Source organism: Bradyrhizobium sp. (assembly GCF_050014615.1).
In the GTDB taxonomy this organism is placed as follows: domain Bacteria; phylum Pseudomonadota; class Alphaproteobacteria; order Rhizobiales; family Xanthobacteraceae; genus Bradyrhizobium.
Window position 1 is genome coordinate 1 of sequence record NZ_JBEKCZ010000056.1, and the last position, 26960, is coordinate 26960.

Below are 26960 nucleotides of genomic sequence, written 5' to 3' on the forward strand. Positions count from 1 at the left end.
CATCATCGTTTGCAATCCGCCATGCGTCGATATCTTGTCAGACGTTGATCATCCCCATGATGATCCGTTGTCCAATTCCTATCTCCTGAAGGTCGTCTTGAACGGCTACCATGAGCTGTTGAACGACAGAGGGGCCTTTCTGTCGGTTGTAAGCGGCAGGCGGAACATCGACTTTGTGCGGGAGAGAACGAGCCCGGACATCGAGCCGTTTGTTTGTTATCGCCAGATTTTGATCAATGAGCCGGTGCCGAGAAACGTCGAGAAGCTTGTTTCAAATGGACTGGTCGAAAAGATCGGCGGGCAGCTCTACTGGAATGCTTACTATTTCGGTTTCTTCTTTTTTTAGCTGCTGGTTTGACTATCTGAGGCGCCAGCGCTGAGCCACCAAAGCGGCCTGATGACTGTGTCGCCCAGTCCGGCGGGTTTGCATTGGCAAAGCCACGGGGCTTGCGTTTCCCAGCCAACATGAGAACACTCCCGGCCAATTCGGCGCAGCCGAAACAGGGAGGTTACGATGGGTTCCGATAGCACGACCGGGCTTGAGCTGCGTTCGCTGATCAAGAAGAGCAGCGAACTCGAGATATCGCTGGCCAGCGTCCCGATCGCAGAACCTTCACCCGACCAAGTCGTGGTTCGCGTCGAGGCTGCGCCGATCAATCCGTCGGATCTCGGTCTTTTGGTCGGGGCCGCCGATATGACATCGGCCAAGGCGTCCGGCACCAGGGACGCGCCGGTGATCACGGCAAAAGTCCCGGAAGCGGCGATGCGGGCCATGGCGGGACGGCTCGATGAATCCATGCCGGTGGGCAATGAGGGCGCCGGCGTGGTGATCAGGACCGGCTCGTCCGACGCCGCGAAGGCGCTGATGGGCAAGACGGTCGCGATGATCGGCGGCGCCATGTACGCGCAATACCGCACCATCAAAGCGGGCGACTGTCTGGTGCTGCCTGCGGGCATCACGCCCGCCGAAGGCGCCTCATGCTTCGTCAATCCGCTGACATCGCTCGGCATGGTCGAGACCATGCGGCGCGAGGGCCATAAAGCGCTGGTGCACACCGCGGCCGCCTCCAACCTCGGCCAGATGCTCAACAAGATCTGCCTCAAGGACGGCGTCGACCTCGTCAATATCGTGCGCAGTCCGCAGCAGGCCGAGATCCTGCACAAGATCGGCGCGAAACATGTGATCGATTCCACGTCGCCGGGCTTTATGGCCGATCTGACGGCAGCACTGGTGGAAACCGGCGCGACGCTGGCGTTCGATGCCATCGGCGGCGGCAAGCTTGCGGGCCAGATTCTCACCGGCATGGAAATCGCCATCAACAAGACCGCCAAGGTCTACAGCCGCTATGGATCGAACGTGCACAAGCAGGTCTATATCTACGGCGGCCTCGATACTGGGCCGCTCGAGCTGAACCGGGCGTTCGGCATGGCCTGGGGCGTTGGCGGCTGGCTGCTGTTTCCGTTCCTGCAGAAAATCGGCCCGGCCGACGGGATGAAGTTGCGCCAGCGCGTCGTCGCCGAGCTCAAGACCACCTTTGCCAGCCACTATACGCAGGTGGTGTCGTTGCAGGAGGCGCTGCAGCTGTCGCACATCGCCGTCTACGGCAAGCGCGCGACCGGCGAAAAATACCTGATCAATCCGAACAAGGGTTGATGACATTTGCACCCACGATTGGGGGCAGGCCGTCCACGCCAATGCTTATCCGACCGGTCACACCACAGGAGTTGCTGAAAACATTTTTTAAAAAGGGGGAAATTTAATGTCGACAGATCTCAAATACCTTGCCTTTACCGCCATTCTGACGGCGTCGCTGTGGATTCCCTACATCGTCTGCCAGGTGATGACCAATGGCTTCCTGACGCCTCCGAACTATCTCGATCCCACGCCGCGGCCGCTGCCGCTGTGGGGCAAGCGCGCCGACCGGACCTACATCAACGCGGTCGAGAGTTTTGCGCCGTTCGCGGCGCTGGTGATCGCGGTGCATCTGGCCGGCAAGGCCGATGCGACGACGGCGTTCTGGGCGATGGCCTTCTTCTGGCTGCGGCTGGCCCACGCCGTCGTGTACCTGCTCGGCATTCCCTATCTGCGGACGCTGCTCTTCACGCTCGGTTATGTCGCGGTGGTCGGTATCTTCTTGGAATTCGTGAAGTAGTCGCCGGCACGACCGCAGGTGACGCTTTTTTGGCGTCGCATGATTGCGTGAGCGCCTGACAATGTGATTTGACAAGGTGACGTAACAAGGTGACTTGCCAATTGCTCCCGAGCTGGAGGCAGTTGGCCCGGAACGCATGCGTAAAACGCAAGGTTAAAACCAGGGGAGAATTCGTCATGACAGATTTGAGCCGCCGCCATCTCTTAGCCGGCGTCGCCGCTGCCGGCGCCGCAACCGCCCTGACGCCGTTGGGAATGCCGACCGCCGGCGCCGCGGTGCCGCCGGCCGCCGCGCAGGCGCCCGGTTTTTATCGCTACAAGGTCGGCGCCTACGAATGCACCTCGATCAATGACGGCGCGCGCTCGTTCCCGCTGCCCGATACGTTCGTCAAAAACGTTCCCAAGGAAGAGGTGCTGGCGGCCGCCGAAGCCGCCTATATGCCGAAGGGCATGGTCACGGTGCCGTTCAACCCGCAACTCATCAATACCGGCAGCAAGCTGATCCTGATCGACAGTGGCAACGGCATCGCCACCTATGAGCCCACCAAGGGGGCGGTCGGCCGCACCCTGCAAAATCTCGCCGCCGCGGGCGTCGACCCCAAGAGCATCGACGTCGTGCTGATGTCACATCTGCATCCCGACCACACCAACGGCATCCGGGCCGCCGACGGTTCGATGGCGTTTCCGAACGCCGAAATCATGGTGCCGGCCAAGGAATGGGAATTCTGGATGAGCGACGAGAACGCCGCCAAGGCCCAGTCCAGCGACATGATGAAGAATTATTTCGCCAATGTGAAAAAGATCTATGCCGGCATCGAATCCAAGGTCACGAAATATGACTGGGGCAAGGAAGTCGCCCCCGGCATCACGTCGATCGCAACGCCCGGCCACACGCCGGGGCATACCGCCTTCGCGGTGGCCTCTGGCGGTTCGAAAGTCCTGATCCAGTCCGACGTCACCAACATTCCCGAGTTCTTCCTGCGCAATCCGGATTGGCACGTGGCCTACGACACGGACCCGGACCTGGCGCAGGAAACCCGGCACAAATTCTACGACATGGCGGCGGCCGAGAAGGCGATGGTGGTTGGCTTCCACTTCACCTTCCCCTCGATCGGTCATGTCGAGAAGGACGGCACCAAATACCGGCTGGTTCCGGTGGCCTGGAATCCGGTGATCTGATCGCCGCTCGCGAAAGATTGACCGGTGGGACCGCTCTGATCGGTCGTCGTTTGCGGGGTAAACCGGCAGGCGCTGCCGGCATGTGATGCCGACGGCGCGGACCGGTGGTTCATGCACTTGCATCTTTTGCCGGCGCCGCTAGGGTGGCGCGAAAGCCCACCCCCGTGCCCGCCCCAAAAGGAAATCTCATGGCCCACCCCCACACGATCGTCGTTCTTCCCGGCAGCCTGCGCAAAGAGAGCTTCTCGCTCAAAATCGCCAAGGCGCTCGCCACACTGGCGCCCGATACGATCAAGCTCGACATCGTGACCTTGCACGAGATCTCGTTTTTCAATCAGGACCTGGAGGCGGCGCCGCCGGCCGATTGGCTGAAGTTTCGCGAAACGCTGCATAGAGCGAGCGGCGTCCTGTTCGTTACACCCGAATACAACCGCTCGATCCCGGGTGTGCTGAAGAATGCCATCGATGTCGGGTCGCGGCCTTACGGCAAAAGCTCGTTCAACGGCAAGCCGGTCGGCATCGTCAGCAATTCGCCGGGGCCGCTCGGTGGCGTCAGCGCCGCCAAGCATTTGCAGCAGATCCTGCCGGGCATTTCCGGACCGATCCTGCAGCAGCCCGAAATCTACCTGAATGGCATCGGTGACGCCTTCGACGACAAGGGCGAATTGATCAAGGAATCGCTGCAGACGGTGCTGAAGCAATATATCGACGCCTTCGCGGCGCATGTGGAAAAGCACAACAAATAGGCGGGTGGCTAGGGCGCGGCGCCCGGTTTTAGGATTCCGTTAACCGGGGCGTCGCATGCTCGGGCCATGGTTTCGCGCAGCCGACTCAAATCCCTGCTGACCGGGCTCGCCCTCTATACGATGGCGGCGGCGATGGTCGGCTATTTCGGCGTCAATGCCTATACCGGCAAGTATGGGCTGAATGCGCGCCTGGAGCTCGACCAGGAAATCATCGCGCTGACCTCCGAACTGGCCCGCCTGAAGCGGGAGCGGGTCGAGGGCGAGCAACGTGTCTCGTTGCTGCGGTCCGACCGGGTCGATCCCGATATGCTCGACGAGCGCGCGCGCTATCAGCTCGATTACGCCAATCCGCACGACCTGGTTCGGACCGTCACGCCGAACTGATCGTCAAAATTACCAAAAACTGCGAAATCAATTTCAAAAATGTCGCGCCGCACTGCACTGCGGCATAGCGAAGCTTTCGCAAGCTCACGCAATCCTTTCATGGCGGTTTGAGTTGGGTTAGAGAGAGCTATTCGTTCTCTCATCCGGAAATGCCATGGCCGTACCGAAGAAAAGCGTCGCGAAGGAAACTGCGCAGGGGAATGGCGCCGACACCCCCCCGGAATTCACCCGGGAGCAGGAACTGAGCGCGCTGCGCGACATGCTGCTGATCCGCAGATTCGAGGAAAAGGCCGGCCAGCTCTACGGAATGGGCGCCATCGGCGGCTTCTGCCATCTCTATATCGGCCAGGAAGCGATCGTGGTCGGCATGCAGATGGCCTTGAAGCAGGGCGATCAGGTCATAACCGGATACCGTGACCACGGGCACATGCTGGCCTGTGGCATGGAAGCCAAGGGCGTGATGGCCGAATTGACCGGACGCCATGGCGGCTATTCCAAGGGCAAGGGCGGCTCCATGCACATGTTCAGCAAGGAGAAGAATTTCTTTGGCGGCCACGGCATCGTCGGCGCCCAGGTTTCACTCGGCACTGGTCTCGCCTTCGCCAACCGCTACCGCGGTAACGATTTTGTCAGCCTGGCCTATTTCGGCGACGGCGCGTCCAATCAGGGCCAGGTCTATGAGAGCTTCAACATGGCGGAGCTGTGGAAGCTTCCGGTGATCTACATCATCGAAAACAACCGCTACGCGATGGGCACCTCGGTGACGCGTTCGTCGGCCCAGACCGACTTTTCCAAGCGCGGCATTTCCTTCAACATTCCGGGCGAGCAGGTCGACGGCATGGACGTACGTGCGGTGAAGGCCGCGGGCGACCGGGCGGTGGCGTGGTGCCGCGCCGGCAAGGGCCCCTTCATCCTGGAAATGCAGACCTATCGCTACCGCGGCCATTCGATGTCGGACCCGGCGAAATATCGTACCCGCGAGGAAGTCGACAAGGTCCGGCACGACAGCGACCCGATCGAGCAGGTGCGCGAACGTTTGCTGGCCGCCAAGATGAGCGAGCAGGAGTTGAAGGCGGTCGATGCCGAGGTGCGGGAGATCGTCAACGCCGCCGCGGACTTCGCCCAGCACGACCCCGAGCCCGATGCCGCCGAATTGTGGACCGACGTCTATCGTTAAACGCGCGAAACGCTTATCCCGCAGGATACGCGCAGCTTAAAGAGTGAATTTTCCGGAGCGGATATGCCAATTCAAGTGCTAATGCCTGCGCTGTCGCCGACCATGGAGAAGGGCAACCTTTCGAAATGGCTGAAGAAGGAAGGCGAGGCCATCAAGTCGGGCGATGTCATCGCCGAGATCGAAACCGACAAGGCGACGATGGAAGTCGAGGCCACCGACGAGGGCACGCTTGGCAAGATCCTGATCCCGGAAGGCACCGCCGACGTCGCGGTCAACACCCCGATCGCGACCATTCTGGCCGATGGCGAAAGTGCCGCCGATGCCGGCAAGGCCAGCGCGCCGGCGAAAGCCGCCGAGCCGGCGCCATCAGCCGCCGAGACGAAATCCGCACCAGCTCCCAAGGCCGAAACACCGGCTCCCGCCGCGCCCACAGCCGTCGCCGCGCCCGATCCCGAAATACCCGCTGGCACCGAGATGGTGACCATGACCATCCGCGACGCGCTGCGCGACGCGATGGCCGAGGAAATGCGCCGCGACCCCGATGTTTTCCTGATGGGCGAAGAGGTCGCGGAATATCAGGGCGCCTACAAGGTCAGCCAGGGGCTGCTGCAGGAATTCGGCGCCCGGCGCGTTATCGATACGCCGATTACCGAGCATGGATTCGCCGGCATCGGCGTCGGCGCGGCGATGGCGGGCCTAAAGCCGATCGTCGAGTTCATGACCTTCAACTTCGCCATGCAGGCGATGGACCAGATCATCAATTCCGCGGCAAAAACGCTGTACATGTCCGGCGGGCAGATGGGCTGCTCGATCGTATTCCGCGGCCCGAACGGCGCTGCCGCGCGCGTCGCCGCCCAGCACAGCCAGGATTACTCGGCCTGGTACTCGCAGGTTCCCGGCCTCAAGGTGGTCGCGCCGTTTTCGGCCGCCGACTACAAGGGCCTGTTGAAGGCCGCGATCCGCGATCCCAATCCGGTGATCTTCCTCGAAAATGAAATGCTGTACGGCCATTCCGGCGAGGTCCCGAAACTCGACGATTACGTGATCCCGATCGGCAAGGCGCGTGTGGTGCGCTCGGGCGGCCATGTCAGCATCATTTCCTGGTCGAACGGCATGTCCTATGCGCTGAAGGCCGCCGATGAGCTCGCCAAGGAAGGCATCGAAGCCGAAGTGATCGATCTGCGCACGCTGCGCCCGATGGATACCGAGACCCTCGTGGCCTCCGTGAAGAAGACCGGCCGCGCCGTCACCGTGGAAGAGGGCTGGCAGCAAAACGGCGTCGGGGCCGAAATCGCGGCACGGCTGATGGAGCACGCGTTCGATTATCTCGATGCGCCGGTGGCGCGGGTGTCGGGCAAGGATGTGCCGATGCCCTATGCCGCCAACCTCGAAAAGCTCGCATTGCCTTCGGTGGCGGAGGTGGTCGAAGCCGCCAAAGCCGTTTGTTACCGGTGACGCATGCCAGGTTCTACGAAGGGCCCCAAGGAACAGCCATTGCCGCCGGACGTGATGGGCCGCGATGACGCCACCGAGGTGCTGCGCGCCTTCGTGGTCGATGGCGGACTTTCGATCGCGTTCACCCGCGCTTTCGAGGAACCCGATATGTGGGGCCTGCTGCTGGTGGATATCGCGCGACATGCCGCGCGGGCCTATGCGCAGGAAAGTTCCTACACCGAGGAAGAAGCGCTGGCGCGCGTCGTCGACATGTTCGAAGCCGAAATAGACCGGCCGACCGACATGGGCCAAACCACGCCGCGATCGCAACAAGGACACTGACCGTGACCGTTGAGTCCTATCATTTCGACTTCATGGCCGAAGCCATCCGCGAGGCGGAGATCAGCATCTCCGAAGGCGGGTTGCCGATCGGCGCGGTGCTGACGCGCGACAGGAAGATCATTGCGCGCGGCTACAATCGCCGGGTGCAGGAGCAGAACGTGATCCTGCACGGCGAGATGTCCTGCATGCGCAACGCCGGGCTGATCCCGTTTCATGACACCGTGATGTACACCACGCTGTCGCCCTGTTCGATGTGCGCGGGCGCGATCGGACTGTTCAAGCTGTCGCTGCTGGTGATCGGCGAGTCCGTGACGTTTCCGGGCAGCAAGGACATCCTTGCTCAATTCGGCATTCCCTATATCGATCTCGAGGACGAACGATCGGTCAACATGATGAAGTCATGGCGATCGGTTCCCGCCAACGAGCGCCTCTGGCAGGGCGATATCGGCAATTGAAGCGGATCATCGATCTTTCATCGGGTGCCCATAACACCCAAACGTTTCGTGGTTGGCTTTCCGGCGGATGGAAAGACAACGAGCAAGAATACCCTGTGAGGTCAGTATGCCCATCAACATTCTGATGCCTGCGCTGTCGCCGACGATGGAGAAGGGCAATCTCGCCAAGTGGCTCAAGAAAGAGGGCGACAAGGTCAAGTCCGGCGATGTGATCGCGGAAATCGAGACCGACAAGGCGACCATGGAGGTCGAGGCGGTCGACGAAGGCACGATCGCGAAAATCCTGGTGCCCGAGGGTACGCAGGATGTCGCGGTCAATGACGTGATCGCGGTGCTCGCCGGCGACGGCGAGGACGTCAAGGCGGCGGGGGCAGGGGCTGCGAGTGCGGCGCCGAAAGCCGCTCCGGCGGCGCAAGCACCGGCAGCTACACCTGCTGCGGCTCCCGCACCCGTAGCGGCTGTGGCCCCAGCGGCGAAGACGCCGGCACCAGTCGCCGCAGCGCCTGCGCCTCAGGTCAACGGCCACGCCCGCACATTCTCATCGCCGCTGGCGCGTCGTCTCGCCAAGGAAGCCGGCATTGAGCTCGTACGCATCAATGGCTCCGGCCCGCATGGCCGCATCGTCGCCCGCGACGTCGAGGAAGCCAAATCCGGCAAGGGTCTGAAGGCGCCTGCGGCGGCACCCGTCGGCGCGCCGTCGATTGCTCCCTCGATGTCGGACAAGCAGATTCTCGCGCTGTTCGAGCCCGGCAGCTACGAGGTGGTACCGCATGACGGCATGCGCCGCACCATTGCGCAGCGTCTGACCGCGTCGGTGCAGACCGTGCCGCATTTCTATCTGACGATGGACTGCGACATCGGCAAATTGCTTGCGGCGCGCGAGGAAATCAACGCGACCGCGCCGAAGGACAAGGAGAAGAAGCCGCTCTACAAGCTTTCGGTCAACGATTTCGTCATCAAGGCGATGGCGATCGCGCTGCAGCGGATCCCCGACTGCAATGTGAGCTGGACCGAAGGCGGCATGCTCAAGCACAAGCATTCCGATATCGGCGTCGCGGTGGCGATGCCGGGCGGCCTGATCACGCCGATCATCCGCAACGCCGAAACCAAATCGCTGTCGACGATTTCAGCCGAAATGAAGGATTTCGCCGCCCGCGCGCGGGCGCGCAAGCTCAAGCCCGAGGAATATCAGGGCGGCACCACGGCGATTTCCAATCTCGGCATGTACGGCATCAAGGACTTCACCGCCGTGATCAACCCGCCGCATGCGACCATTCTCGCGGTCGGCACCAGCGAAGAGCGTGCGGTGGTGCGGGGCGGCAAGATCGAGGCCGCGCACATCATGAGCGTGACCTTGTCGTGCGATCACCGCGCGGTCGACGGCGCGCTCGGCGCCGAACTGATCGGCGCCTTCAAGATGCTGATCGAAAACCCTGTCATGATGATGGTGTGAGATAACCCTCACCCGGCTGCGCGCCTGGCGGCGCGCATCCACCCTCTCCCGCAAGGGGAGAGGGGAAGGAAGCGAAGAGCGAGTAAGACATGGCCGACACATCCTTCGACATCATCATCATCGGCTCCGGCCCCGGCGGCTACGTCACCGCGATCCGGGCGGCGCAGCTCGGGTTCAAGACCGCGATCATCGAAAAATCCTATCTCGGCGGCATCTGCCTGAACTGGGGCTGCATCCCGACCAAGGCGCTGCTGCGCTCGGCGGAAATTTATCATTACATGCAGCACGCGAAGGATTATGGGCTGTCTGCCGAGAATGTTTCGTTTGACGCCAAGGCGGTGGTGCAACGCTCGCGCGGCGTGTCAAAACGCCTCAATGATGGCGTCGGTTTCCTGATGAAGAAGAACAAAGTGACGATCATCTGGGGCGAGGCCGCGATCGATGCGCCCGGCAAGATCACCGTCAAGAAATCCGCCGTCGAGGCGCCGAAGGGCGCGCTGGGCGAGGGCGCCTATCAGGCCAAGCACATCATCCTGGCCACCGGCGCGCGCCCGCGCGTGCTGCCGGGGCTCGAGCCCGACAAGAAGCTGATCTGGACCTATTTCGAGGCGATGGTGCCGGACAAAATGCCGAAATCGCTGCTGGTGGTCGGCTCCGGCGCCATCGGCATCGAATTCGCGTCGTTCTTCCACACCATGGGCGCCGAGGTGACCGTGGTCGAAGTCTTGCCGCAGATCCTTCCCGTCGAAGACGCCGAGATCGCGACCTTGGCGCGCAAGCGGTTCGAAAAGCAGGGCATCAAGATTCTCAGCAAGACCAAGGTCACAAAACTCGAGAAGAAGAGCGACAGCGTGGTCGCCACCATCGATGACGGCAAGAAGCCACAGACGGTCGAGTTCGACCGGGTGATTTCGGCCGTCGGCGTGGTCGGCAATATCGAAAATCTCGGGTTGGAAAAACTCGGCGTCAAAACCGACCGCGGCTGCGTCGTGATCGACGGCTACGGCAAAACCAACGTGCCCGGCATCTACGCCATCGGCGACGTCGCCGGGCCTCCGATGCTCGCGCACAAGGCCGAGCATGAAGGTGTGATCTGCGTCGAGGCCATCAAGGGCCTGCACCCGCATGCGATGGACAAGAACCTCATTCCCGGCTGCACCTATTGCAATCCGCAGATCGCCTCGGTCGGCCTGACCGAAGCAAAAGCCAAAGAGGGCGGCCGCGAGATCCGCGTCGGCCGCTTCCCGTTTGTCGGCAACGGCAAGGCGATTGCGCTCGGCGAGGATCAGGGACTGGTAAAAGTGATCTTCGACAAGAAGACCGGCCAGTTGCTCGGCGCGCACATGATCGGCGCCGAAGTCACCGAACTGATCCAGGGCTATGTGGTGGCGATGAATCTCGAGACCACCGAAGAAGAGCTGATGCACACCGTATTCCCGCATCCGACGCTGTCGGAGATGATGAAGGAAGCGGTGCTGGACGCCTATGGCCGCGTGCTGAATATTTAGGGCTTTGTCGGGAGTAAGCGAGATCGCGATCGGTGAAAGACAGCGATAATCTGACGATCGAGCGTCCGACATTCGTGAGCCATCTCGAATGCGCGATGGTGGGCGATCGCTATCCGGCCGACCAAATTCACAATCTCTCGAAGGCGAACAAGCCGCTGCTGGTGCGTTACGACCTCGCCGGCGTCAAGCAGGCTCTGACCAAAGACGCGCTGGCGCAGCGGCCGCCCGATCTGTGGCGCTACCGTGAACTGCTGCCGGTGCGCAAGGTGACCGACATCGTCAGCCTCGGCGAGGCGACCACGCCGCTGATCCAGTTGCCGAGGCTCGCGGCCAAAATCGGCGGCGGCGAGATCATTGTGAAAGATGAGGGACGGTTGCCGACCGGCTCGTTCAAGGCGCGCGGCCTGGTGATGGCGGTGTCGATGGCCAAGGCGCTCGGCATCGAGCACATGGCGATGCCGACCAACGGCAATGCCGGCGCGGCGCTGGCGGCTTACGCGACCCGTTGCGGCATCAGGACCACGATCTTCTGTCCGGCCGATACGCCGGAGGTCAATGTCAGCGAGATCGAGCTGCAGGGCGCCACCGTCTACCGCGTCAACGGGCTGATCGACGATTGCGGCAAGATCGTCGGCGAAGGCAAGGCCAAGGCCGGCTGGTTCGATACCTCCACGCTGAAGGAGCCCTATCGGATCGAGGGCAAGAAGACGATGGGGCTGGAACTTGCCGAACAGCTCGGCTGGGACGTGCCCGACGTGATCTTCTATCCGACCGGCGGCGGCACCGGCCTGATCGGGATGTGGAAGGCGTTCGCCGAACTCGAAGCGATCGGCTTCATCGGCGCCAAACGCCCCCGGATGGTCGCGGTGCAGGCGGCGGGTTGCGCGCCGATGGTGCGCGCCTTCGAGGATGGAACCGAACACGCGCCGCGCTGGGAGGAGGCCCATACCATCGCATCGGGGATCCGCGTGCCGCAGGCGATCGGGGATTTTCTGATTCTGCGTGCGGTGCGCCAGAGCCAGGGTTTCGCAATTGCGGTAACGGACGAGACGATTTCCGCGGCGCTGAATGAGGTCGCGCGCGAGGAAGGCCTGTTGTTGTGTCCCGAAGGGGCGGCGACCTATGCCGCCTACAAGCAGAGTCTCGCCGACGGCCGCGTCACCAAAAACGATCGCGTGATGCTGTTCAACTGCGCGACGGGACTGAAATACCCGCTGCCGCCGGTCACGCGCACGCTCGATCGCCATGCGCCGATCGATTACGCTGGGCTGTAGCGCCTTTGCCACTTCAAGGGCCTCATCCTTCGGGACGTGCGGTGTCCATGCTTGCGGGATGAATGTTCCGCAAACGCCCCGTGCTGCGGTCGGATTTTCTTCGCGGATGCACAACGACAAGATATCTGCTTCGATTGATCTCGCCGTTTGAAATCGGCAAGAAGATTCGATGACCAATATCTAGTCGAAAATAAATTTGAACAAAGAATTTGCTCGCCGCATCGTGATGTCGGGCCGAGTAATAATCGTCGTCGTTGATCCCTATCTCCCTTGAACGCAGCGCGGCACGCGAGACACGTCGTCTCGCACCGCGACTGGGTCAAGGGAGAAGAAAATGCAGAAGACCATTTTGACGATTGCCGGGTCAGCGCTGATTGCTTTGTCGACGGTTCAGTTCGCAGCGGCGTCCGAACAGCAAGACAAAGTGCACCACCGCGCCCATGTGAGTTCGCAGTACCGCGACACCAACGCCTCCGCGGCGCCGGCGGAGTGGTCGGCCCCCAGCTACAGTGGCGGATACTCGGCGCCCGCCGGTCGTTGATTTCAGCCGGTTTGACTGCAGCAGGTATTTTTGAAGGGAAGGCCGGTCGCAGGTGACCGGCCTTTTTCTTTCCTTTTGGCTTGGTCCGGGTGATCCCGGTCGAACGGCGAAAGGGTTGCTCTGGCGCAACGATTGTTGCTTGGGCGCAACAGTTCCTGAAGATTTAACCTTCATCTCAGCCTGTACAGGTCCGCGCCGCTTTTTAGCCACACCCCTCGATGAAATCATTCTCCGTAGGCTAAAGGCCACGGTGCTCGCGCAGGCGATGGGAGATTCCCGATTTCCCTGGTTCGAGAAGAGACTGCTGGGGAAACAGGTTCGCGATGGACGCCAAGACCACTATCAAGAAAAGGCTTCCCAGCCGTCACGTGACGGAGGGCCCGGAACGGGCGCCCCATCGTTCGTATCTTTACGCCATGGGGCTGACCACCCAGCAGATTCACCAGCCGTTTGTCGGCGTCGCGTCGTGCTGGAACGAGGCCGCCCCCTGCAATATCTCGCTGATGCGCCAGGCCCAGGCGGTCAAGAAGGGCGTCGCCTCCGCCGGCGGTACGCCGCGCGAATTCTGCACCATCACCGTGACCGACGGTATCGCGATGGGTCATGACGGCATGCGCTCGTCGCTGCCGTCGCGCGAATGCATCGCCGATTCCGTCGAATTGACCATCCGCGGCCACGCCTACGATGCGCTGGTCGGTCTCGCCGGCTGCGACAAGTCGCTGCCGGGCATGATGATGGCGATGGTGCGCCTCAACGTACCCTCGATCTTCATCTATGGCGGCTCGATCCTGCCGGGCAATTTTCGCGGCCAGCAGGTCACGGTGCAGGACATGTTCGAGGCGGTCGGCAAGCACTCGGTCGGCGAGATGTCCGACGCTGATTTGGATGAAATCGAGCGGGTGGCGTGCCCGTCCGCCGGCGCGTGCGGCGCACAATTCACCGCCAACACCATGGCGACGGTATCGGAGGCCATCGGGCTGGCGTTGCCCTATTCGGCCGGCGCGCCCGCGCCCTATGAAATCCGCGATGCGTTTTGCATGACCGCCGGTGAAAAGATCATGGAGCTGATCGCTCTGAACATCCGGCCGCGCGACATCGTCACGCGCCGGGCGTTGGAAAACGCCGCCGCAGTGGTGGCCGCGTCGGGCGGCTCGACCAATGCTGCACTGCATCTGCCGGCGATCGCCCATGAATGCGGCATCAAGTTTGATTTGTTCGACGTCGCAGAAATCTTCAAAAAGACACCATATGTCGCGGATTTGAAACCAGGCGGTCGTTATGTCGCCAAAGACATGTTCGAAGTTGGCGGCATACCGCTTCTGATGAAAACGTTGCTCGATAATGGCCATTTGCACGGCGACTGTTTGACCGTCACGGGCCGCACGATCGCCGAGAACCTCAAAAGCGTGAAATGGAATCCGCACCAGGATGTGGTGCGCTCCGCCGACAAGCCGATCACCGTTACCGGCGGTGTCGTTGGCTTGAAGGGGAATCTCGCGCCCGAGGGCGCGATTGTGAAAGTTGCGGGTATGTCGAATTTGAAATTTACCGGACCTGCCCGCTGCTTCGATCGCGAAGAGGACGCCTTCGAATCCGTCCAGAAGAAGACCTACAAAGAGGGCGAGGTCATCGTGATCCGCTATGAGGGGCCGCGTGGCGGCCCCGGCATGCGCGAAATGCTCTCGACCACGGCGGCGCTGACCGGGCAGGGCATGGGCGGCAAGATCGCGCTGATCACCGACGGCCGGTTCTCCGGGGCGACCCGCGGCTTCTGCATCGGCCATGTCGGGCCGGAAGCGGCGGTTGGCGGGCCGATCGCGCTGCTGCAGGACGGCGATCTCATCGAGATCGACGCCGAGGCCGGAATACTTAACGTAAAATTGACCGACGCCGAGCTGGCGGAACGCAAGACCAAATGGAAGCCGCGCGCGACCAATTATACGTCAGGCGCGCTCTGGAAGTATGCCCAACAGGTTGGATCCGCGGTGGATGGCGCTGTGACCCATCCGGGCGGGGCGCACGAGAAACAGTGTTATGCGGACATTTAGGCGTATCATCTTTGCGTTGATGTTGGGGGCCACGCCGGTGGCCGTCCCGGTATCCGCCTTTGATGGCGCGCCGGTCAACGAGGATACCGCTATACCGGTGGTTTCGGCCCAGCCCGGAGCCGCTGGGGCGCTGAAGAAGGCGGTTTCTCCGTCCACGTCCGACGGCTCGCTGACTTCGCTGCAATACGCGGCCGAAGGCGGCCACCCCATTGCGCAGTGGAAGCTCGGGCGGATGTATGCCGATGGCGACGGCGTCACCCAGGACGATCTGCGCGCTTTCGAATATTTCAGCCGCATTGCCAATGCGCATGCCGAAGACAGCCCGTCGGCGCCGCAGGCCGCGATCGTCGCCAAGGCCTTTGTCGCGCTCGGGCGGTACTACCTCAACGGTATTCCCAATTCGAAGGTCAAGCCCGATCCGGAGCGGGCGCGGGAGATGTTCTCCTACGCCGCCTCGTATTTCGGCAACGCCGATGCGCAGTATGATCTGGCCCGGCTCTATCTGAAGAGCGCCGGCACGTCGCGTGACGACTTCCGCTACGGCGCGCGCTGGCTTGGTCTGGCCGCCCAGAAAGGCCAGCATCAGGCGCAGGCCATGCTCGGCCAGATGCTGTTCAACGGCGACCAGCTGCCGCGTCAAGCCGCCCGCGGGCTGATGTGGCTGACGTTGGCGTACAGTGCCGCGCCGGACGAGAGCTGGATCAAGGACAGCTACAGCAAGGCGATGAGCAAGGCGTCCGAGGATGACCGTGTGATGGCATTGCAGATGCTCGAGCACTGGGTGCAGGGCCGCAAGGATTGATCGCCCGCAGTGGCTCCGTAGGGTGGGCAAAGCGAAGCGTGCCCACCTTTTCCTGGGAGTAAACTAGCTGGTGGGCACGGCGCAAGCGCGCCTTTGCCCACCCTACAGGGAACTCAGGCCGCCTCCAGATCCAGATCGATCCAGACCGGCACGTGATCCGACGGCTTTTCCCAGGCGCGCACATAGCTGTCGATACCGACATCGATCAGCCGGTCGCTGGCCTGCGGCGACAGCAAGAGATGATCGATGCGCAGGCCATGGTTCTTCTGCCAGGCGCCGGCCTGATAATCCCAGAACGTGTACTGGCCGGGGGCGTCGGTGACGGCCCGCAGCGCGTCGGTCAGCCCGAGTCCGAGCAACGACTGAAAACTCTCGCGGGTGGTGGGGCGGAACAGGGCGTCGTTGACCCAGGCCGCCGGATTATGGACGTCCTCCGCCTTCGGGATGACGTTGAAGTCGCCTGCGAGAACCAGCGGTTCCTCGGTCTTGAGCCGCTCTCTTGAATACTCAAGAAGTCGCGACATCCATTTGAGTTTGTATGGATATTTTTCCGTCTCCGGCGGATTGCCGTTGGGCAGATAAAGGCAGGCTACCCGGAGCACGCCGTGCTTGTGCGTCACCACGCCTTCCAGAAACCGGGCATGGACGTCTTCATCGTCCCCGGCGAGGCGCGGCGTGGTTTCGTCTAACGGCAGTTTCGACAGCAATGCGACGCCGTTGAAGGTCTTCTGGCCATGGGTGACCACATTGTAGCCGAGCGCCTCGATCGCCTCGCGGGGAAACGCCTCGTCGACGCATTTGATTTCCTGCAGGCAGACGATGTCGGGGGCGCAATCCCCAAGCCAGGTCACGAGATGATCGATCCGCTGCCGGACCGAATTGACGTTCCAGGTCGCAATGCGCATCAGATCGAGAAACTGGTGCCGCAGCCGCAGGAGGCGGTGGCGTTGGGATTGACCACCCGGAACGATGCGCCGATCAGGTCGTCGACGAAATCGACTTCGGAGCCCGCCAGGAACGGCACCGAGGCCGGATCGACCAGCACCACGGCGCTGTCGCGCGCGATCACCAGATCGTCTTCCGCCTGCGCGCGTTCGACGTCGAATTTGTACTGAAAGCCGGAGCAGCCGCCGCCCTCGACGCTGATCCGCAGCATGGCGCCATCGCCCTCGGTTTTGAGGATTTCCCCAATGCGGCGGGCGGCCCGCTCGCTGATGGTGACGGCTGTGGTCATGGGCGAGGTCTCCGATGGCAGGCGCCAAATTATCTGGTATCCGGCGCAGAGCATAGTTAAGTGCGCCGGGCACCGGAATCAAACCTTTAAGGGATTAATACGCCGTGTCGGTCGGAATGGCTGCTCCTCGCTCGGTCTATGCCTGCGATCCCGACCGCAGCCGCGGGCGGCTGTTCGAGGAACCGCCGAGCCGGACCCGCAGCCCGTTCCGGCGCGATTGCGACCGGGTGATTCATTCCACCGCGTTCCGCCGTTTAATGCATAAAACCCAGGTTTTCGTGTCCCACGAAGGCGATCATTATCGCACCCGGCTGACCCATACGCTGGAAGTGGCCCAGATTGCCCGCGCGCTGGCCCGCCAACTCGGCCTCGACGAGGATCTCACGGAAACCCTGGCGCTGGCGCATGACCTCGGCCATCCCCCGTTCGGTCATGCCGGCGAGCGGGCGCTGGATGCCTGCCTTAGGGCTCATGGCGGGTTCGACCACAATGCGCAGACCCTGCGCGTAGTCACCGCGCTGGAGCACCGCTACCCTGATTTTGACGGGCTCAATCTGACCTGGGAATCGCTGGAGGGCATCGTCAAGCACAACGGCCCCCTGACGGGGCGAGACGGAACCCCCATCGGGCGCTATCTCGACCACGGCATTCCCGCGGGGATTTCCGACTATATCAGGCGTTACGATCTCGAATTATGGAGCTTTGCGTCGCTGGAGGCGCAGGTGGCCGCGATCGCCGACGATATCGCCTACGACGCCCATGACATCGACGATGGCCTGCGCGCTGGTCTGTTTGGGGTCGATGATCTCAAGGTGATGCCGCTGGCCGCCGACATGATCGCCGAGATCGCCAGACATTACCCCGGTCTCGATGACATCAGGCGCGGCGCCGAACTGGTGCGCGAGCTGATTTCATATCTGATCGGCGCGGTGATCTCGGAGGCGCAGCGGCGCCTGCAGGCGGCGATGCCGAAATCGGTCGAGGATGTCCGCAATTATGGCGAGGGGCTGATCGCGTTTCCGGCCGCGGTGGCGCAGGCGGAGGCCGAAATCAAGGCGTTTCTGAAACTTCGGATGTACCGGCATCCGCGGGTGATGCGGGTGATGGGGGATGCGGAACAGATCCTGTTCGACCTGTTCGCGCGCTACCAGAAGAGGCCGGACGATCTGCCGACCGAATGGCTGGCGCCAGCGGGCGGCGCCAGTGAGACCGAAACCGAGCGGGCGCGGCGGATCGGCAACTTCATCGCCGGGATGACCGACCGTTTTGCCATCACCGAGCATCAAAGGCTTTTTGACTCGACCCCGGATTTGCGTTAGGCGGCGGCCTAGCCAGCCTGCGATATCAGGCGCCATTTCCAGCCCCATCACGCCCATGGTCGATAACACTTCACCGCCGCATCTTTTCGCCAACGTGCTGGCGCGCGTACACGCGGTTTGCGGCGCGCTCGCGGCGGAAGGCGGCTGGCCCGCCGGTGTCGATTTGTCGCGCGTCGTGGTCGAGCCGCCGCGCGATGCGACGCATGGCGACATGGCGACCAACGCCGCCATGGTCCTCGCCAAGGACGCGAAGGCCAAACCGCGCGATCTCGCCGAGGCGATCGCGGCCCGGCTGCGGGCGGACGACCTGGTGGCGTCGGTCGAGGTCGCCGGTCCCGGCTTCATCAACCTCACTTTGAAGCCATCGGCCTGGTCGGATGCACTGCGCACCGTGTTGCGCGAAGGCGATGCGTATGGACGCAGCACGGCCGGTGCGGCCGAGAAGGTCAATGTCGAATACGTCTCGGCCAATCCGACCGGACCGATGCATGTCGGGCATTGCCGGGGCGCGGTGTTCGGCGACGCGCTGGCGAGCCTGCTGGCCTTCGCGGGCTATGAGGTCACGCGCGAATATTACATCAACGATGCCGGCGCCCAGGTCGATGTGCTCGCGCGCTCGGCCTTCCTGCGCTACCGCGAGGCGCTCGGCGAGACCATCGGCGACATTCCGGAAGGACTTTATCCCGGCGATTACCTGAAGCCGGTCGGGCAGGCGCTGGCCGACGAGCATGGCGACAGGCTGTTGAAGATGCCGGAGGGCGAATGGCTGCCGACCGTGCGCAGCAAGGCCATCGCGATGATGATGGAGGAGATCAGGGGCGATCTCGCCGCGCTCAACATCAGGCATGACGTGTTCTTCTCGGAGCGCTCGCTGATCGACGGCCCAACCGATCTGGTCGCCGCCACCATCGATCATCTGCGCTCCAGGGGCGATGTCTATGAAGGCCGCCTGCCGCCGCCGAAGGGGGCGCCGGTCGAGAACTATGAGGACCGCGAACAAACGCTGTTCCGCGCCACCGCCTATGGCGACGATGTCGATCGTCCACTGCTCAAATCCGACGGCAGCTACACTTATTTCGCCTCGGACATCGCCTATCACAGGAACAAGTTCGACCGCGGCTTCCGCAACCTGGTCGATGTCTGGGGTTCGGATCACGGCGGCTACATCAAGCGCGTGCAGGCCGCGATCAAGGCGGTCACCTCCGGCGCGGCGGCGCTGGACGTCAAGATCGTGCAACTCGTCAAGCTGCTGCGTAACGGCGAGCCCGTAAAAATGTCGAAACGCTCCGGCGATTTCGTCACCTTGCGCGAAGTGGTCGACGAGGTCGGTTCCGACGCGGTGCGGTTCATGATGCTGTTCCGCAAGAACGACGCGGTGCTCGATTTCGACCTCGCCAAGGTGATCGAGCAGTCCAAGGACAACGCGGTGTTCTACGTCCAGTACGGCCACGCCCGGGGACACTCGATATTCCGCAACGCGCGGGAAGCGATCCCGGACCTGCCGGAGGCGACACCCGCGCGGGCGGCGTTCCTGGGCCAGGCGGCCGTGGAACGGCTGACCGACCCCGCGGAACTGAGCCTGCTCCGGCTGCTGGCGTTGTACCCCCGGATGATCGAGGCGGCGGCATCGGCGCATGAACCGCACCGAATCGCTTTTTACCTCTATGATCTCGCCAGCGAATTTCATGCGCTGTGGACGAGGGGGCGCGATTTGCCCTATTTACGCTTCATTATCAATAATGATGCAGAGATTACCAAGGCGCGGCTGGCATTGGTTCAGGGCGTCGTCTCGGTTTTGGCATCCGGGCTCGCCGTCCTCGGCGTCGATGCTCCGGTCGAGATGCGGTAAACAGAGGCGAGCGCCGCTCACTTGGGGATCCATTTCGGGGACCTTGTGAGGTATCCGGCAGGAGCCGGTTCGTTTGTAAGAGCGGGTGGGTTGACGGCTTTCCCGAAGGGGACGCATCATCACGATGGCTGATCGATATCAGGACAGACCTTTTTCCGCTGATGATGATTACGATCACGGCGGCGATCAGCATGCATCGGGCAAGGGCGAAAGCGATCCTTTGGCCGAACTCGCGCGGCTGATCGGCCAGACCGATCCGTTCGGCAGCATGGGGCGTGCCAATTCGCGTGTGCAGCCGCGAGCCAGCGAGCACGATCAATATGAACTGCCGCCGGCAGACGAGGCGCCCGCCGCGGGCCCACCGTCCTGGATGCAGCGCGCCGTCAGCCACGAACCACCGCCGCCGCCGCAGGATTATCCCAGTTCGGTGCACCCGCTGCATCGCTACGCGGCCGCGCAACCCGCGCCCGAACCGGACTATCAGGCGGCGCCGACGTTGCCGTTTGCGGAAGATGAATATGATCCGGATCCGACGCGCTATGACGAGGCGCTTTATGGGGCGCTCGATTCCGGCGCGCAGGATGCCCAGCACGATCCGGCTTATGCAGACGACGCCTATGCCTATCAGGACGGCTATGACGACGACACCGAGGATCAGCTGCCAAAGCGCCGTGGCGGCATGGCCACCGTCGTGGTCGTGCTCGCGCTGGCGGTGTTGGGCACAGGCGCTGCCTTTGCTTACAGGACTTATGTCGGATCGCCCCGCACCGGCGAGCCGCCGATTATCAGGGCCGACACCGGGCCGACCAAGGTCGTGCCTGCTCCCGCTGACGGCAGTTCCAAACTGCCGGACCGTATGGCGGCCGGTGACGGCATCGAGAAGATCGTTCCGCGCGAAGAAACGCCGCTCGACATCAATGCCAAGTCAGGCCCGCGCGTGGTGTTTCCGCCGCTGAACCAGAACGGCAATCCACCGTCGATGGCCAGCGTGGCGCCGAGCGCGCCGCCGCCGCCGTCAAATGCCGGCAATGGTACGCTGCCGAACAACGAGCCGCGAAAGATCAGGACCTTTTCGGTCCGGGGCGAGCAGCCGGACGGGGCCGCGGTGCCGGTTGCGGCCGCGCCATCGGCGGCAGCCAAGCCCGTACCCGCCGTACGGACGGCCGCTGCGGCGCGCATCCCGCCGGCGGCAGCCAATGCGAATGATTCCACCGCCAATGCGCCGCTCTCGCTGTCGCCCCAAGCCGCCCCAGTCGCTCAAGCAGCCCCGCCGGCTGCTGCGGAACCTCGCACCCGCGTGGCCGCCACGACTCCCGCACAGATCGCGCCGCAAGCCGCGCCCAGTGGCGGCGCAGGCGGCGGCGGATATCTGGTCCAGGTCTCCTCACAGCGCAACGAGTCCGACGCGCAGGCCTCGTTCAGGGCCCTGCAGGGTAAATTCCCGGCGGTGCTGGGTTCACGCAGCCCTGTGATCAAGCGTGCCGACCTCGGCGACAAGGGGGTCTACTACCGCGCCATGGTCGGCCCGTTCGGCTCGCCCGACGAAGCCTCGCAGTTCTGCGGCAGCCTGAAAACCGCCGGCGGACAGTGCGTCGTCCAAAGGAATTAACGGCCGTTTCCTTGACCCCCGTGCCATCAGCGGGCTAATCGGCCGGCATGAACACGCGCGCATTCATCACAGGCGTATCCGGGCCGGAGCTGAGCGCCTCCGAGCGTGAGTTCATTCGCGCGGAGCGGCCATGGGGCTTTATTCTATTCAAGCGTAATATTGAAACACCGGAACAAGTTATTCTTCTTGTTCAGGAGTTGCGCAAAGCTGTCGGCCAAGGCGATGCGCCGGTGCTGATCGACCAAGAGGGCGGACGGGTCCAGCGTCTCGGCCCGCCGCATTGGTCGGTCTATCCGCCGGGCGCGATGTTCGGCACGCTTTATGGCATCGATCCCGTGCTTGGCCTGACGGCCGCACGGTTGAGCGCGCGGTTGATCGCGGCGGATCTCGCGGAACTCGGGATCACCGTCGACTGCCTGCCGTTGGCGGATCTGCCGGTGGCCGGCGCCGACGCCGTCATCGGCAACCGGGCCTATGGAACCGAACCGGAACAGGTCGCGGCGATCGCGCGCGCGGTGACGCAGGGATTGGAGCAGGGTGGCATTTTGCCCGTTCTCAAGCACATTCCCGGCCATGGACGGGCGACCGCGGATACCCATTTCCGGCTTCCGGAGGTCGATACCGCCAAAACGGAGCTCGAACGGACTGATTTTGCCGCATTTCAACCGCTTGCGGACCTGCCGATGGCGATGACCGCACATGTTGTGTTTAGCGCGCTAGATCCCGCCCATCCGGCCACGACTTCTGCGACAATCATCGAACAGGTGATTCGCGGCGTGATCGGGTTCCAGGGTTTGTTAATGAGTGATGACGTGTCCATGAACGCGCTTTCCGGCTCGATCGCCGAGCGGACCCGAGCCATTTTTGCTGCCGGCTGCGACGTGGTCCTGCACTGCAACGGTAACCTCGACGAAATGCGCGAAGTTGCCGCCGAGACGCCTGAACTGTCAGGCAAGGCTTTGGAACGAGCGGAGCGGGCGCTGGCCTCGCGCCGCACACCGCAGCCGTTCGATCGGGTGGCGGCACGGGCTGAACTGGATGCTTTGATGATTAGGGCAGGGACGACAGGCGCATGAGCGCAGAAATTCTATCGTTTGAAACCGGACGGCCTGCCGAACTGGCGGATGACGAGCCATCGCTGGTCGTCGATGTCGAGGGCTATGAGGGCCCGCTCGACCTGTTGCTGGCGCTGGCACGCCAGCAGAAGGTTGATCTCGCCAAGATTTCCATTCTGGCCCTGGCCAACCAGTATCTGGTGTTCATCGAGGCGGCTCGAAAAATCCGCCTTGAGCTTGCCGCCGACTATCTGGTGATGGCGGCATGGCTGGCGTTTCTCAAATCGCGGCTGCTGTTGCCCGAGCCCGCCACCGCGGACGGACCGAGCGCCGAGGAAATGGCGACCGCGCTGGCCAACCGTCTGCGCCGGCTGGAGGCCATTCGCGAGGCCTCAAACCGGCTGATGAACCGCCCGCAATTGCAGCGCGATATTTTTCCGCGCGGCAATCCCGAAGCCATCGCCGAAGTCCGCCATCCCCGGTTCACCGCGACGCTGTTCGACCTGCTCACCGCCTATGCCGCGCAACGTCAGCAACGGGTGCTGGCGACGGTGCATCTGGCCAAACGCACGGTGTGGTCGCTGAGCGAGGCAAGGGCGTCGCTGGAACGCCTGGTCGGAATGGCCGAGGATTGGAGCCGTCTCGACGAATACCTCATCAACTATGTCGTCGATCCCAGCCAAAAGGCCACGGTCTTCGCGTCCAGCTTTGCGGCTGCGCTGGAACTGGTCCGGGAAGGCGAGGTCGAACTGCACCAGCAGGAGGCGTTCGCGCCCCTGTATTTTCGAAAGCGTCCGCCGCAACCAGTATCCGACGCGATGACCGCGCCGGATCTGCCGGCTGAGTAAGTGGAACAAGGAGACCGAGCCATGGCAAGCCTGGCGGAAAAACGCATAGCCGAAGCCGAGGATCACTCTGTGGATCCGGAAGCGCGGCCGGAGGAATTGCGGCTGCTGGAAGCGCTGTTGTTTGCCTCCACCGAGCCGCTCGATCAGGCGACGCTGGCAAAACGAATGCCGGACGGCGTCGACATCAAGGTCGCGCTGGCGCAACTGCAGGCGGATTACGCGTTGCGCGGCGTCAATCTCGTTCGCGTCGCCAACAAATGGACCTTCCGCACCGCCGGCGATCTGTCCTGGCTGATGACGCGGGAGAGCACCGAGACGCGGCGGCTGTCACGTGCGGCGATCGAGATGCTGGCGATCATCGCCTATCACCAGCCGGTGACGCGCGCGGAGATCGAGGAAATCCGCGGCGTGATCACCTCCAAGGGGACGCTGGATGTGCTGTTGGAAACCGGCTGGATTCGCCCGCGCGGCCGTCGCAAGACGCCCGGACGTCCCCTGACGTTCGGAACCACCGAAGCCTTCCTGTCGCAGTTCAGCCTGGAGGCGCTTGGCGATCTGCCGGGCCTGGAGGAACTCAAGGGAACGGGTCTGTTGGATTCGCGGCTGCCTTCCGGCTTCAGCGTGCCGGCGCCGTCGGATGATCCGGCCCTGCGCGATGACGAGGATCCGCTCGAGATCGGCGACCTGGAACTGGCGCTGGCCCCTGCGGTCGAGCCGGAAAGCGGAGACGGAAGCTAATTCCGTCTCTATCGCGCTCGATCGCGACCATGCCGCGAACGGCTTGCCATGCTCATTAACGGTAGCGGCGTAACAGCGATTTGACGCGGCTTAAGTCCTTGTTTTTGACACCTCCTGAGCCTACTTTCCGGTTGGATTAGGCCGGGTCGTCGGCCTCGCGTGTTTGGAGGGTTGCAGGATGGGTTCGCTTAGCATTTGGCACTGGATCGTCGTGATCGCAGTCGTCCTGCTGTTGTTCGGTCGTGGCAAGATTTCGGATCTGATGGGCGACGTCGCGCAGGGCATCAAGGCCTTCAAGAAGGGCATGCAGGACGATGAAAAGACTGCAGAAAAGCCCGAGCCCTTGAAGACGCTCGATCACACCGCAACGCCGTCGACGGCGGCGCGATCGGATGTCGGCAGCAAGGCTGTCTGAAAAGCAAGGCGGTCTGAAAAGGCGTCTTTGCCAACCCGGCGCACGTTTTCGGCACACTTGCTGCGGCGCGTTGATCTTGCGACCGGCGTGCGGCAAGACAGGTTGGGGAAAGGCGCGGGCGTCCCATATCTTGCCTCGGGGATTTTGGGCTGAGATGGCCTCGCGTGAGCGGAATTTTTGATGTTCGACATCGGGTGGAGTGAATTCGTCGTCATCGCGGTTGTCGCGCTGATCGCCATCGGCCCGAAGGAATTGCCGGGCGTGCTGCGCATGGTCGGGCAATGGATGGGCAAGGCCCGCAAGATGGCCGCCGAGTTCCAGGGCCAGTTCCAGGAAGCCATGCGCGAGGCCGAAATGGCCGACCTCAAAAAGAGCTTTGACGAGGTCAAGGAAGCCGCCAGCGGTTTTACTGGCGGCAATATCATGACCTCGCTGCAGAAAGACGTCAGCGAGTCACTGAGGATCGACGACATCGACAAGCCGGCGGCCAGTGTCGAGGCGTCGGCAGTCGCGAATCCCGATGCTCCCGCTGCGTCCGGGTCCGAGACGTCGGCCGAGGCCGAACCCCATACGCCGGCGATCACGCACGAAATCGAGCCGCAGCCGGTGCCGCAGGAAACGCAACAGGACACGCAGCCTGCCGCTGCTGAGGTCGAGATGCCGCGGGACGCCAAAGCGTCATGAGCGCCGAAGATATCGAAGCCAGCAAAGCGCCGCTGATGGATCACCTGATCGAGCTGCGCTCGCGGCTGATCAAGGCGCTTTTGGCTTTCGGCATCGCCTTCATCTTCTGCTTCTTCTTCGCCAAGCAGATCTACAACGTGCTGGTGTGGCCGTTCGTCTGGATCGCCGGCCCGGAGAATTCGAAGTTCATCTACACGGCCCTGCTGGAATATTTCCTGACCCAGCTGAAGCTGGCGCTGTTCGGCGCCGGGTTCATCTCGTTCCCGATCATCGCCGCGCAGATCTACAAATTCGTGGCGCCCGGCCTCTACAAGCACGAGCGCGGCGCGTTTCTGCCCTATCTGATCGCGACGCCGTTCTTTTTCGTGCTGGGATCGATGCTGGTCTATTTCGTGGTGCTGCCGATGCTGGTGCGGTTCTCGCTCGGCATGCAGCAGGCCGGCGGTGCCGAGACCGCGCAAATCCAGTTGCTGCCCAAGGTCGGCGAATATCTGTCGCTGATGATGTCGCTGATTTTCGCCTTCGGCATCGCGTTCCAGCTGCCGGTGATCCTGACCCTGCTGGGCCGGATCGGCATCATCACCTCGAAACAGCTGCGCGAGAAGCGCCGCTATTTCATCGTGGTCGCCTTCATCATCGCCGCGGTACTGACGCCGCCCGACGTGCTCAGCCAGGCCTCGCTCGCGCTGCCCTTGCTGGCGCTGTATGAAGGCTCGATCATCGCCGTGCGCATCGTCGAAAAGCGCGCCGCCGCGGCCAAGGCCACCCCGGCCGCGCCACCCCCGGCCGCCCCGCCGCCCGATCCGACGCCGGCGGAGTAGGGGCGCGTAGCGTCAGGGATTGTTGCTAATATCAGGTCGATTCTCGCTGTCATCGTCCGCGCAGGCGGACGATCCAGTATTCCGTGCCGCCAGACTGTTTCAAACCGCGACTGTTCGGGTTACTGGATGCCCGCCTTCGCGGGCATGACGGTCTCAAACTTGCGACGCTTGAGGACTAAATTGCCATGCACGACATCAAATCGATCCGCGACAATCCCGCAGCCTTCGACGCCGCGTTGAAGCGGCGCGGGCTGGAGCCGTTGTCGGCATCGCTGCTGGCGATCGACGAGAAGCGGCGCGCGGCGATCATGGCGTCGGAGCAGGCGCAGGCGCGGCGCAATTCGGCCTCGAAGGAAATCGGCGACGCCAAGAAGGCCAAGGACGACGCACGCGCGGCCAAACTGATGGCCGAAGTCGCCGAACTCAAAACCACGATGCCGCAACTGGAAGCTGCGACCAAGGCAGCGGACGAAGAACTGGCCAGGGAATTGGCCGCGATTCCGAACCTGCCGCTGGACGAAGTGCCAGAGGGCGTCGACGAGCACGGCAATGTGCAGCGGCATGTTTTCGGCGCGGTGCGCAACTACGCCTTCACGCCAAAACCGCATGACGATCTCGGCGGCGCGCTCGGCTTCATGGATTTCGAGGCGGCGGCGAAACTCAGCGGCGCGCGTTTTGTGGTGCTGAAAAAGGGCCTTGCACGGCTGGAGCGCGCGATCGGGCAATTCATGCTCGATTTGCACACCAACGAACACGGTTATACCGAGATCAATCCGCCGCTGCTGGTGCGCGATGACGTGATGTTCGGCACGGGGCAATTGCCGAAATTTGCTGATGATCAATTCTCGGCATCCCGCACGGTTGCTCGCGCCGAACTGCTGCGAGATGCGCTT

Annotated in this window: 27 protein-coding genes and 1 pseudogene; 26 read left to right on the forward strand and 2 right to left on the reverse strand. The window is 62.8% G+C overall.

Annotated elements, in window-relative coordinates:
• The 16 genes from ABR948_RS11515 to ABR948_RS11590 all read left to right on the forward strand — a co-directional run.
• Positions 1–346: hypothetical protein (locus tag ABR948_RS11515; protein ID WP_428117351.1), on the forward strand; the 346-nt coding region annotated here is incomplete at its 5' end.
• 168 nt (positions 347–514) lie between these two features.
• Positions 515–1654, forward strand: coding sequence for a zinc-binding dehydrogenase (locus tag ABR948_RS11520; protein ID WP_428117353.1), 1140 nt, complete (start codon positions 515–517; stop codon positions 1652–1654).
• 106 nt (positions 1655–1760) lie between these two features.
• Positions 1761–2153, forward strand: coding sequence for an MAPEG family protein (locus ABR948_RS11525; RefSeq protein ID WP_428117356.1), 393 nt, complete (start codon positions 1761–1763; stop codon positions 2151–2153).
• A gap of 176 nt (positions 2154–2329) precedes the next feature.
• Positions 2330–3331, forward strand: a complete 1002-nt coding sequence (locus ABR948_RS11530; protein ID WP_428117358.1) for an MBL fold metallo-hydrolase — start codon at positions 2330–2332, stop codon at positions 3329–3331.
• 188 nt (positions 3332–3519) lie between these two features.
• Positions 3520–4077: an NADPH-dependent FMN reductase gene (locus ABR948_RS11535; protein ID WP_428117361.1), complete on the forward strand. Its 558-nt coding sequence runs from the start codon at positions 3520–3522 to the stop codon at positions 4075–4077.
• 66 nt (positions 4078–4143) lie between these two features.
• Positions 4144–4461 (forward strand): FtsB family cell division protein, encoded by a 318-nt coding sequence (locus ABR948_RS11540; RefSeq protein ID WP_428117364.1) that lies wholly within the window; start codon positions 4144–4146, stop codon positions 4459–4461.
• 154 nt (positions 4462–4615) lie between these two features.
• Positions 4616–5638, forward strand: a complete 1023-nt coding sequence (gene pdhA, locus ABR948_RS11545) for a pyruvate dehydrogenase (acetyl-transferring) E1 component subunit alpha (RefSeq protein WP_428117367.1) — start codon at positions 4616–4618, stop codon at positions 5636–5638.
• A gap of 63 nt (positions 5639–5701) precedes the next feature.
• Positions 5702–7093, forward strand: a complete 1392-nt coding sequence (locus tag ABR948_RS11550) for a pyruvate dehydrogenase complex E1 component subunit beta (RefSeq protein ID WP_428117370.1) — start codon at positions 5702–5704, stop codon at positions 7091–7093.
• Positions 7094–7096: 3 nt separating this feature from the next.
• Positions 7097–7414 carry a DUF5076 domain-containing protein gene (locus ABR948_RS11555; protein WP_428117372.1) on the forward strand — a complete coding sequence of 106 codons (318 nt, stop codon included), beginning with the start codon at positions 7097–7099 and terminating at the stop codon, positions 7412–7414.
• Between the two features lie 2 nt (positions 7415–7416).
• The gene (locus ABR948_RS11560) at positions 7417–7869 is read left to right on the forward strand and encodes a nucleoside deaminase (protein WP_428117375.1); all 453 of its coding nucleotides are present in this window, start codon (positions 7417–7419) and stop codon (positions 7867–7869) included.
• Between the two features lie 106 nt (positions 7870–7975).
• Positions 7976–9322, forward strand: coding sequence for a pyruvate dehydrogenase complex dihydrolipoamide acetyltransferase (locus tag ABR948_RS11565; RefSeq protein ID WP_428117378.1), 1347 nt, complete (start codon positions 7976–7978; stop codon positions 9320–9322).
• Between the two features lie 89 nt (positions 9323–9411).
• The gene (gene lpdA, locus ABR948_RS11570) at positions 9412–10830 is read left to right on the forward strand and encodes a dihydrolipoyl dehydrogenase (protein ID WP_428117381.1); all 1419 of its coding nucleotides are present in this window, start codon (positions 9412–9414) and stop codon (positions 10828–10830) included.
• Positions 10831–10862: 32 nt separating this feature from the next.
• Positions 10863–12104, forward strand: coding sequence for a threonine synthase (locus ABR948_RS11575; protein WP_428117384.1), 1242 nt, complete (start codon positions 10863–10865; stop codon positions 12102–12104).
• Positions 12105–12438: 334 nt separating this feature from the next.
• Positions 12439–12645, forward strand: a complete 207-nt coding sequence (locus ABR948_RS11580; RefSeq protein ID WP_428117387.1) for a hypothetical protein — start codon at positions 12439–12441, stop codon at positions 12643–12645.
• Positions 12646–12968: 323 nt separating this feature from the next.
• Positions 12969–14693 (forward strand): dihydroxy-acid dehydratase, encoded by a 1725-nt coding sequence (gene ilvD / locus ABR948_RS11585; protein WP_428117391.1) that lies wholly within the window; start codon positions 12969–12971, stop codon positions 14691–14693.
• On the forward strand, positions 14680–15495 hold the full coding sequence (locus ABR948_RS11590) for a tetratricopeptide repeat protein (protein ID WP_428117393.1): 816 nt from the start codon (positions 14680–14682) through the stop codon (positions 15493–15495). Before ilvD ends, ABR948_RS11590 begins: the two co-directional genes overlap by 14 nt.
• Positions 15496–15608: 113 nt before the next feature.
• Here ABR948_RS11590 and xth read toward each other — a convergent pair whose 3' ends face one another.
• A complete protein-coding gene (xth, locus tag ABR948_RS11595; RefSeq protein WP_428117396.1) occupies positions 15609–16400 on the reverse strand; it encodes an exodeoxyribonuclease III in 792 nt (263 codons plus the stop codon).
• The gene (gene erpA, locus ABR948_RS11600) at positions 16400–16729 is read right to left on the reverse strand and encodes an iron-sulfur cluster insertion protein ErpA (RefSeq protein WP_213741797.1); all 330 of its coding nucleotides are present in this window, start codon (positions 16727–16729) and stop codon (positions 16400–16402) included. Before erpA ends, xth begins: the two co-directional genes overlap by 1 nt.
• A 104-nt stretch (positions 16730–16833) precedes the next feature.
• Here erpA and ABR948_RS11605 point away from each other — a divergent pair, with 104 nt between their 5' ends.
• The 10 genes and pseudogenes from ABR948_RS11605 to ABR948_RS11650 form a co-directional block, all read left to right on the forward strand.
• The gene (locus tag ABR948_RS11605) at positions 16834–18048 is read left to right on the forward strand and encodes a deoxyguanosinetriphosphate triphosphohydrolase (RefSeq protein WP_428117400.1); all 1215 of its coding nucleotides are present in this window, start codon (positions 16834–16836) and stop codon (positions 18046–18048) included.
• Between the two features lie 55 nt (positions 18049–18103).
• Positions 18104–19897: an arginine--tRNA ligase gene (argS, locus tag ABR948_RS11610; RefSeq protein WP_428117402.1), complete on the forward strand. Its 1794-nt coding sequence runs from the start codon at positions 18104–18106 to the stop codon at positions 19895–19897.
• A 124-nt stretch (positions 19898–20021) separates the two neighbouring features.
• A complete protein-coding gene (locus tag ABR948_RS11615; RefSeq protein WP_428117405.1) occupies positions 20022–21506 on the forward strand; it encodes an SPOR domain-containing protein in 1485 nt (494 codons plus the stop codon).
• A 47-nt stretch (positions 21507–21553) separates the two neighbouring features.
• Positions 21554–22582, forward strand: a complete 1029-nt coding sequence (nagZ, locus tag ABR948_RS11620) for a beta-N-acetylhexosaminidase (protein ID WP_428117407.1) — start codon at positions 21554–21556, stop codon at positions 22580–22582.
• Positions 22579–23409, forward strand: a complete 831-nt coding sequence (locus ABR948_RS11625; protein WP_428117410.1) for a segregation and condensation protein A — start codon at positions 22579–22581, stop codon at positions 23407–23409. The genes nagZ and ABR948_RS11625 overlap by 4 nt, the downstream gene beginning before the upstream one ends.
• A 21-nt stretch (positions 23410–23430) precedes the next feature.
• Complete coding sequence (gene scpB, locus ABR948_RS11630) at positions 23431–24147, forward strand: SMC-Scp complex subunit ScpB (RefSeq protein ID WP_428117411.1); 717 nt, start codon at positions 23431–23433, stop codon at positions 24145–24147.
• Positions 24148–24325: 178 nt separating this feature from the next.
• Positions 24326–24562: a twin-arginine translocase TatA/TatE family subunit gene (locus ABR948_RS11635; protein WP_428117414.1), complete on the forward strand. Its 237-nt coding sequence runs from the start codon at positions 24326–24328 to the stop codon at positions 24560–24562.
• Positions 24563–24742: 180 nt separating this feature from the next.
• Positions 24743–25246 (forward strand): Sec-independent protein translocase protein TatB, encoded by a 504-nt coding sequence (gene tatB, locus ABR948_RS11640; RefSeq protein ID WP_428117417.1) that lies wholly within the window; start codon positions 24743–24745, stop codon positions 25244–25246.
• Positions 25243–26067: a twin-arginine translocase subunit TatC gene (tatC, locus tag ABR948_RS11645; RefSeq protein ID WP_428117420.1), complete on the forward strand. Its 825-nt coding sequence runs from the start codon at positions 25243–25245 to the stop codon at positions 26065–26067. Before tatB ends, tatC begins: the two co-directional genes overlap by 4 nt.
• A gap of 185 nt (positions 26068–26252) precedes the next feature.
• Positions 26253–26960, forward strand: a pseudogene (locus ABR948_RS11650) (serine--tRNA ligase); the annotation flags it as partial.

Excerpts from the sequence above, each read along its gene's own strand:
- lpdA (WP_428117381.1), top strand. The coding sequence starts at position 9,412 with ATGGCCGACACATCCTTCGACATCATCATCATCGGCTCCGGCCCCGGC.
- tatB (WP_428117417.1), top strand. The coding sequence starts at position 24,743 with ATGTTCGACATCGGGTGGAGTGAATTCGTCGTCATCGCGGTTGTCGCG.
- ABR948_RS11540 (WP_428117364.1), top strand. The coding sequence starts at position 4,144 with ATGGTTTCGCGCAGCCGACTCAAATCCCTGCTGACCGGGCTCGCCCTC.
- ABR948_RS11625 (WP_428117410.1), top strand. The coding sequence starts at position 22,579 with ATGAGCGCAGAAATTCTATCGTTTGAAACCGGACGGCCTGCCGAACTG.
- ABR948_RS11590 (WP_428117393.1), top strand. The coding sequence starts at position 14,680 with ATGCGGACATTTAGGCGTATCATCTTTGCGTTGATGTTGGGGGCCACG.
- ABR948_RS11580 (WP_428117387.1), top strand. The coding sequence starts at position 12,439 with ATGCAGAAGACCATTTTGACGATTGCCGGGTCAGCGCTGATTGCTTTG.
- ABR948_RS11535 (WP_428117361.1), top strand. The coding sequence starts at position 3,520 with ATGGCCCACCCCCACACGATCGTCGTTCTTCCCGGCAGCCTGCGCAAA.
- ABR948_RS11520 (WP_428117353.1), top strand. The coding sequence starts at position 515 with ATGGGTTCCGATAGCACGACCGGGCTTGAGCTGCGTTCGCTGATCAAG.
- ABR948_RS11550 (WP_428117370.1), top strand. The coding sequence starts at position 5,702 with ATGCCAATTCAAGTGCTAATGCCTGCGCTGTCGCCGACCATGGAGAAG.
- ABR948_RS11635 (WP_428117414.1), top strand. The coding sequence starts at position 24,326 with ATGGGTTCGCTTAGCATTTGGCACTGGATCGTCGTGATCGCAGTCGTC.
- ilvD (WP_428117391.1), top strand. The coding sequence starts at position 12,969 with ATGGACGCCAAGACCACTATCAAGAAAAGGCTTCCCAGCCGTCACGTG.
- tatC (WP_428117420.1), top strand. The coding sequence starts at position 25,243 with ATGAGCGCCGAAGATATCGAAGCCAGCAAAGCGCCGCTGATGGATCAC.
- pdhA (WP_428117367.1), top strand. The coding sequence starts at position 4,616 with ATGGCCGTACCGAAGAAAAGCGTCGCGAAGGAAACTGCGCAGGGGAAT.
- ABR948_RS11615 (WP_428117405.1), top strand. The coding sequence starts at position 20,022 with ATGGCTGATCGATATCAGGACAGACCTTTTTCCGCTGATGATGATTAC.
- ABR948_RS11565 (WP_428117378.1), top strand. The coding sequence starts at position 7,976 with ATGCCCATCAACATTCTGATGCCTGCGCTGTCGCCGACGATGGAGAAG.
- argS (WP_428117402.1), top strand. The coding sequence starts at position 18,104 with ATGGTCGATAACACTTCACCGCCGCATCTTTTCGCCAACGTGCTGGCG.
- erpA (WP_213741797.1), bottom strand. The coding sequence starts at position 16,729 with ATGACCACAGCCGTCACCATCAGCGAGCGGGCCGCCCGCCGCATTGGG.
- xth (WP_428117396.1), bottom strand. The coding sequence starts at position 16,400 with ATGCGCATTGCGACCTGGAACGTCAATTCGGTCCGGCAGCGGATCGAT.
- ABR948_RS11555 (WP_428117372.1), top strand. The coding sequence starts at position 7,097 with ATGCCAGGTTCTACGAAGGGCCCCAAGGAACAGCCATTGCCGCCGGAC.
- ABR948_RS11525 (WP_428117356.1), top strand. The coding sequence starts at position 1,761 with ATGTCGACAGATCTCAAATACCTTGCCTTTACCGCCATTCTGACGGCG.
- ABR948_RS11530 (WP_428117358.1), top strand. The coding sequence starts at position 2,330 with ATGACAGATTTGAGCCGCCGCCATCTCTTAGCCGGCGTCGCCGCTGCC.
- scpB (WP_428117411.1), top strand. The coding sequence starts at position 23,431 with ATGGCAAGCCTGGCGGAAAAACGCATAGCCGAAGCCGAGGATCACTCT.
- nagZ (WP_428117407.1), top strand. The coding sequence starts at position 21,554 with ATGAACACGCGCGCATTCATCACAGGCGTATCCGGGCCGGAGCTGAGC.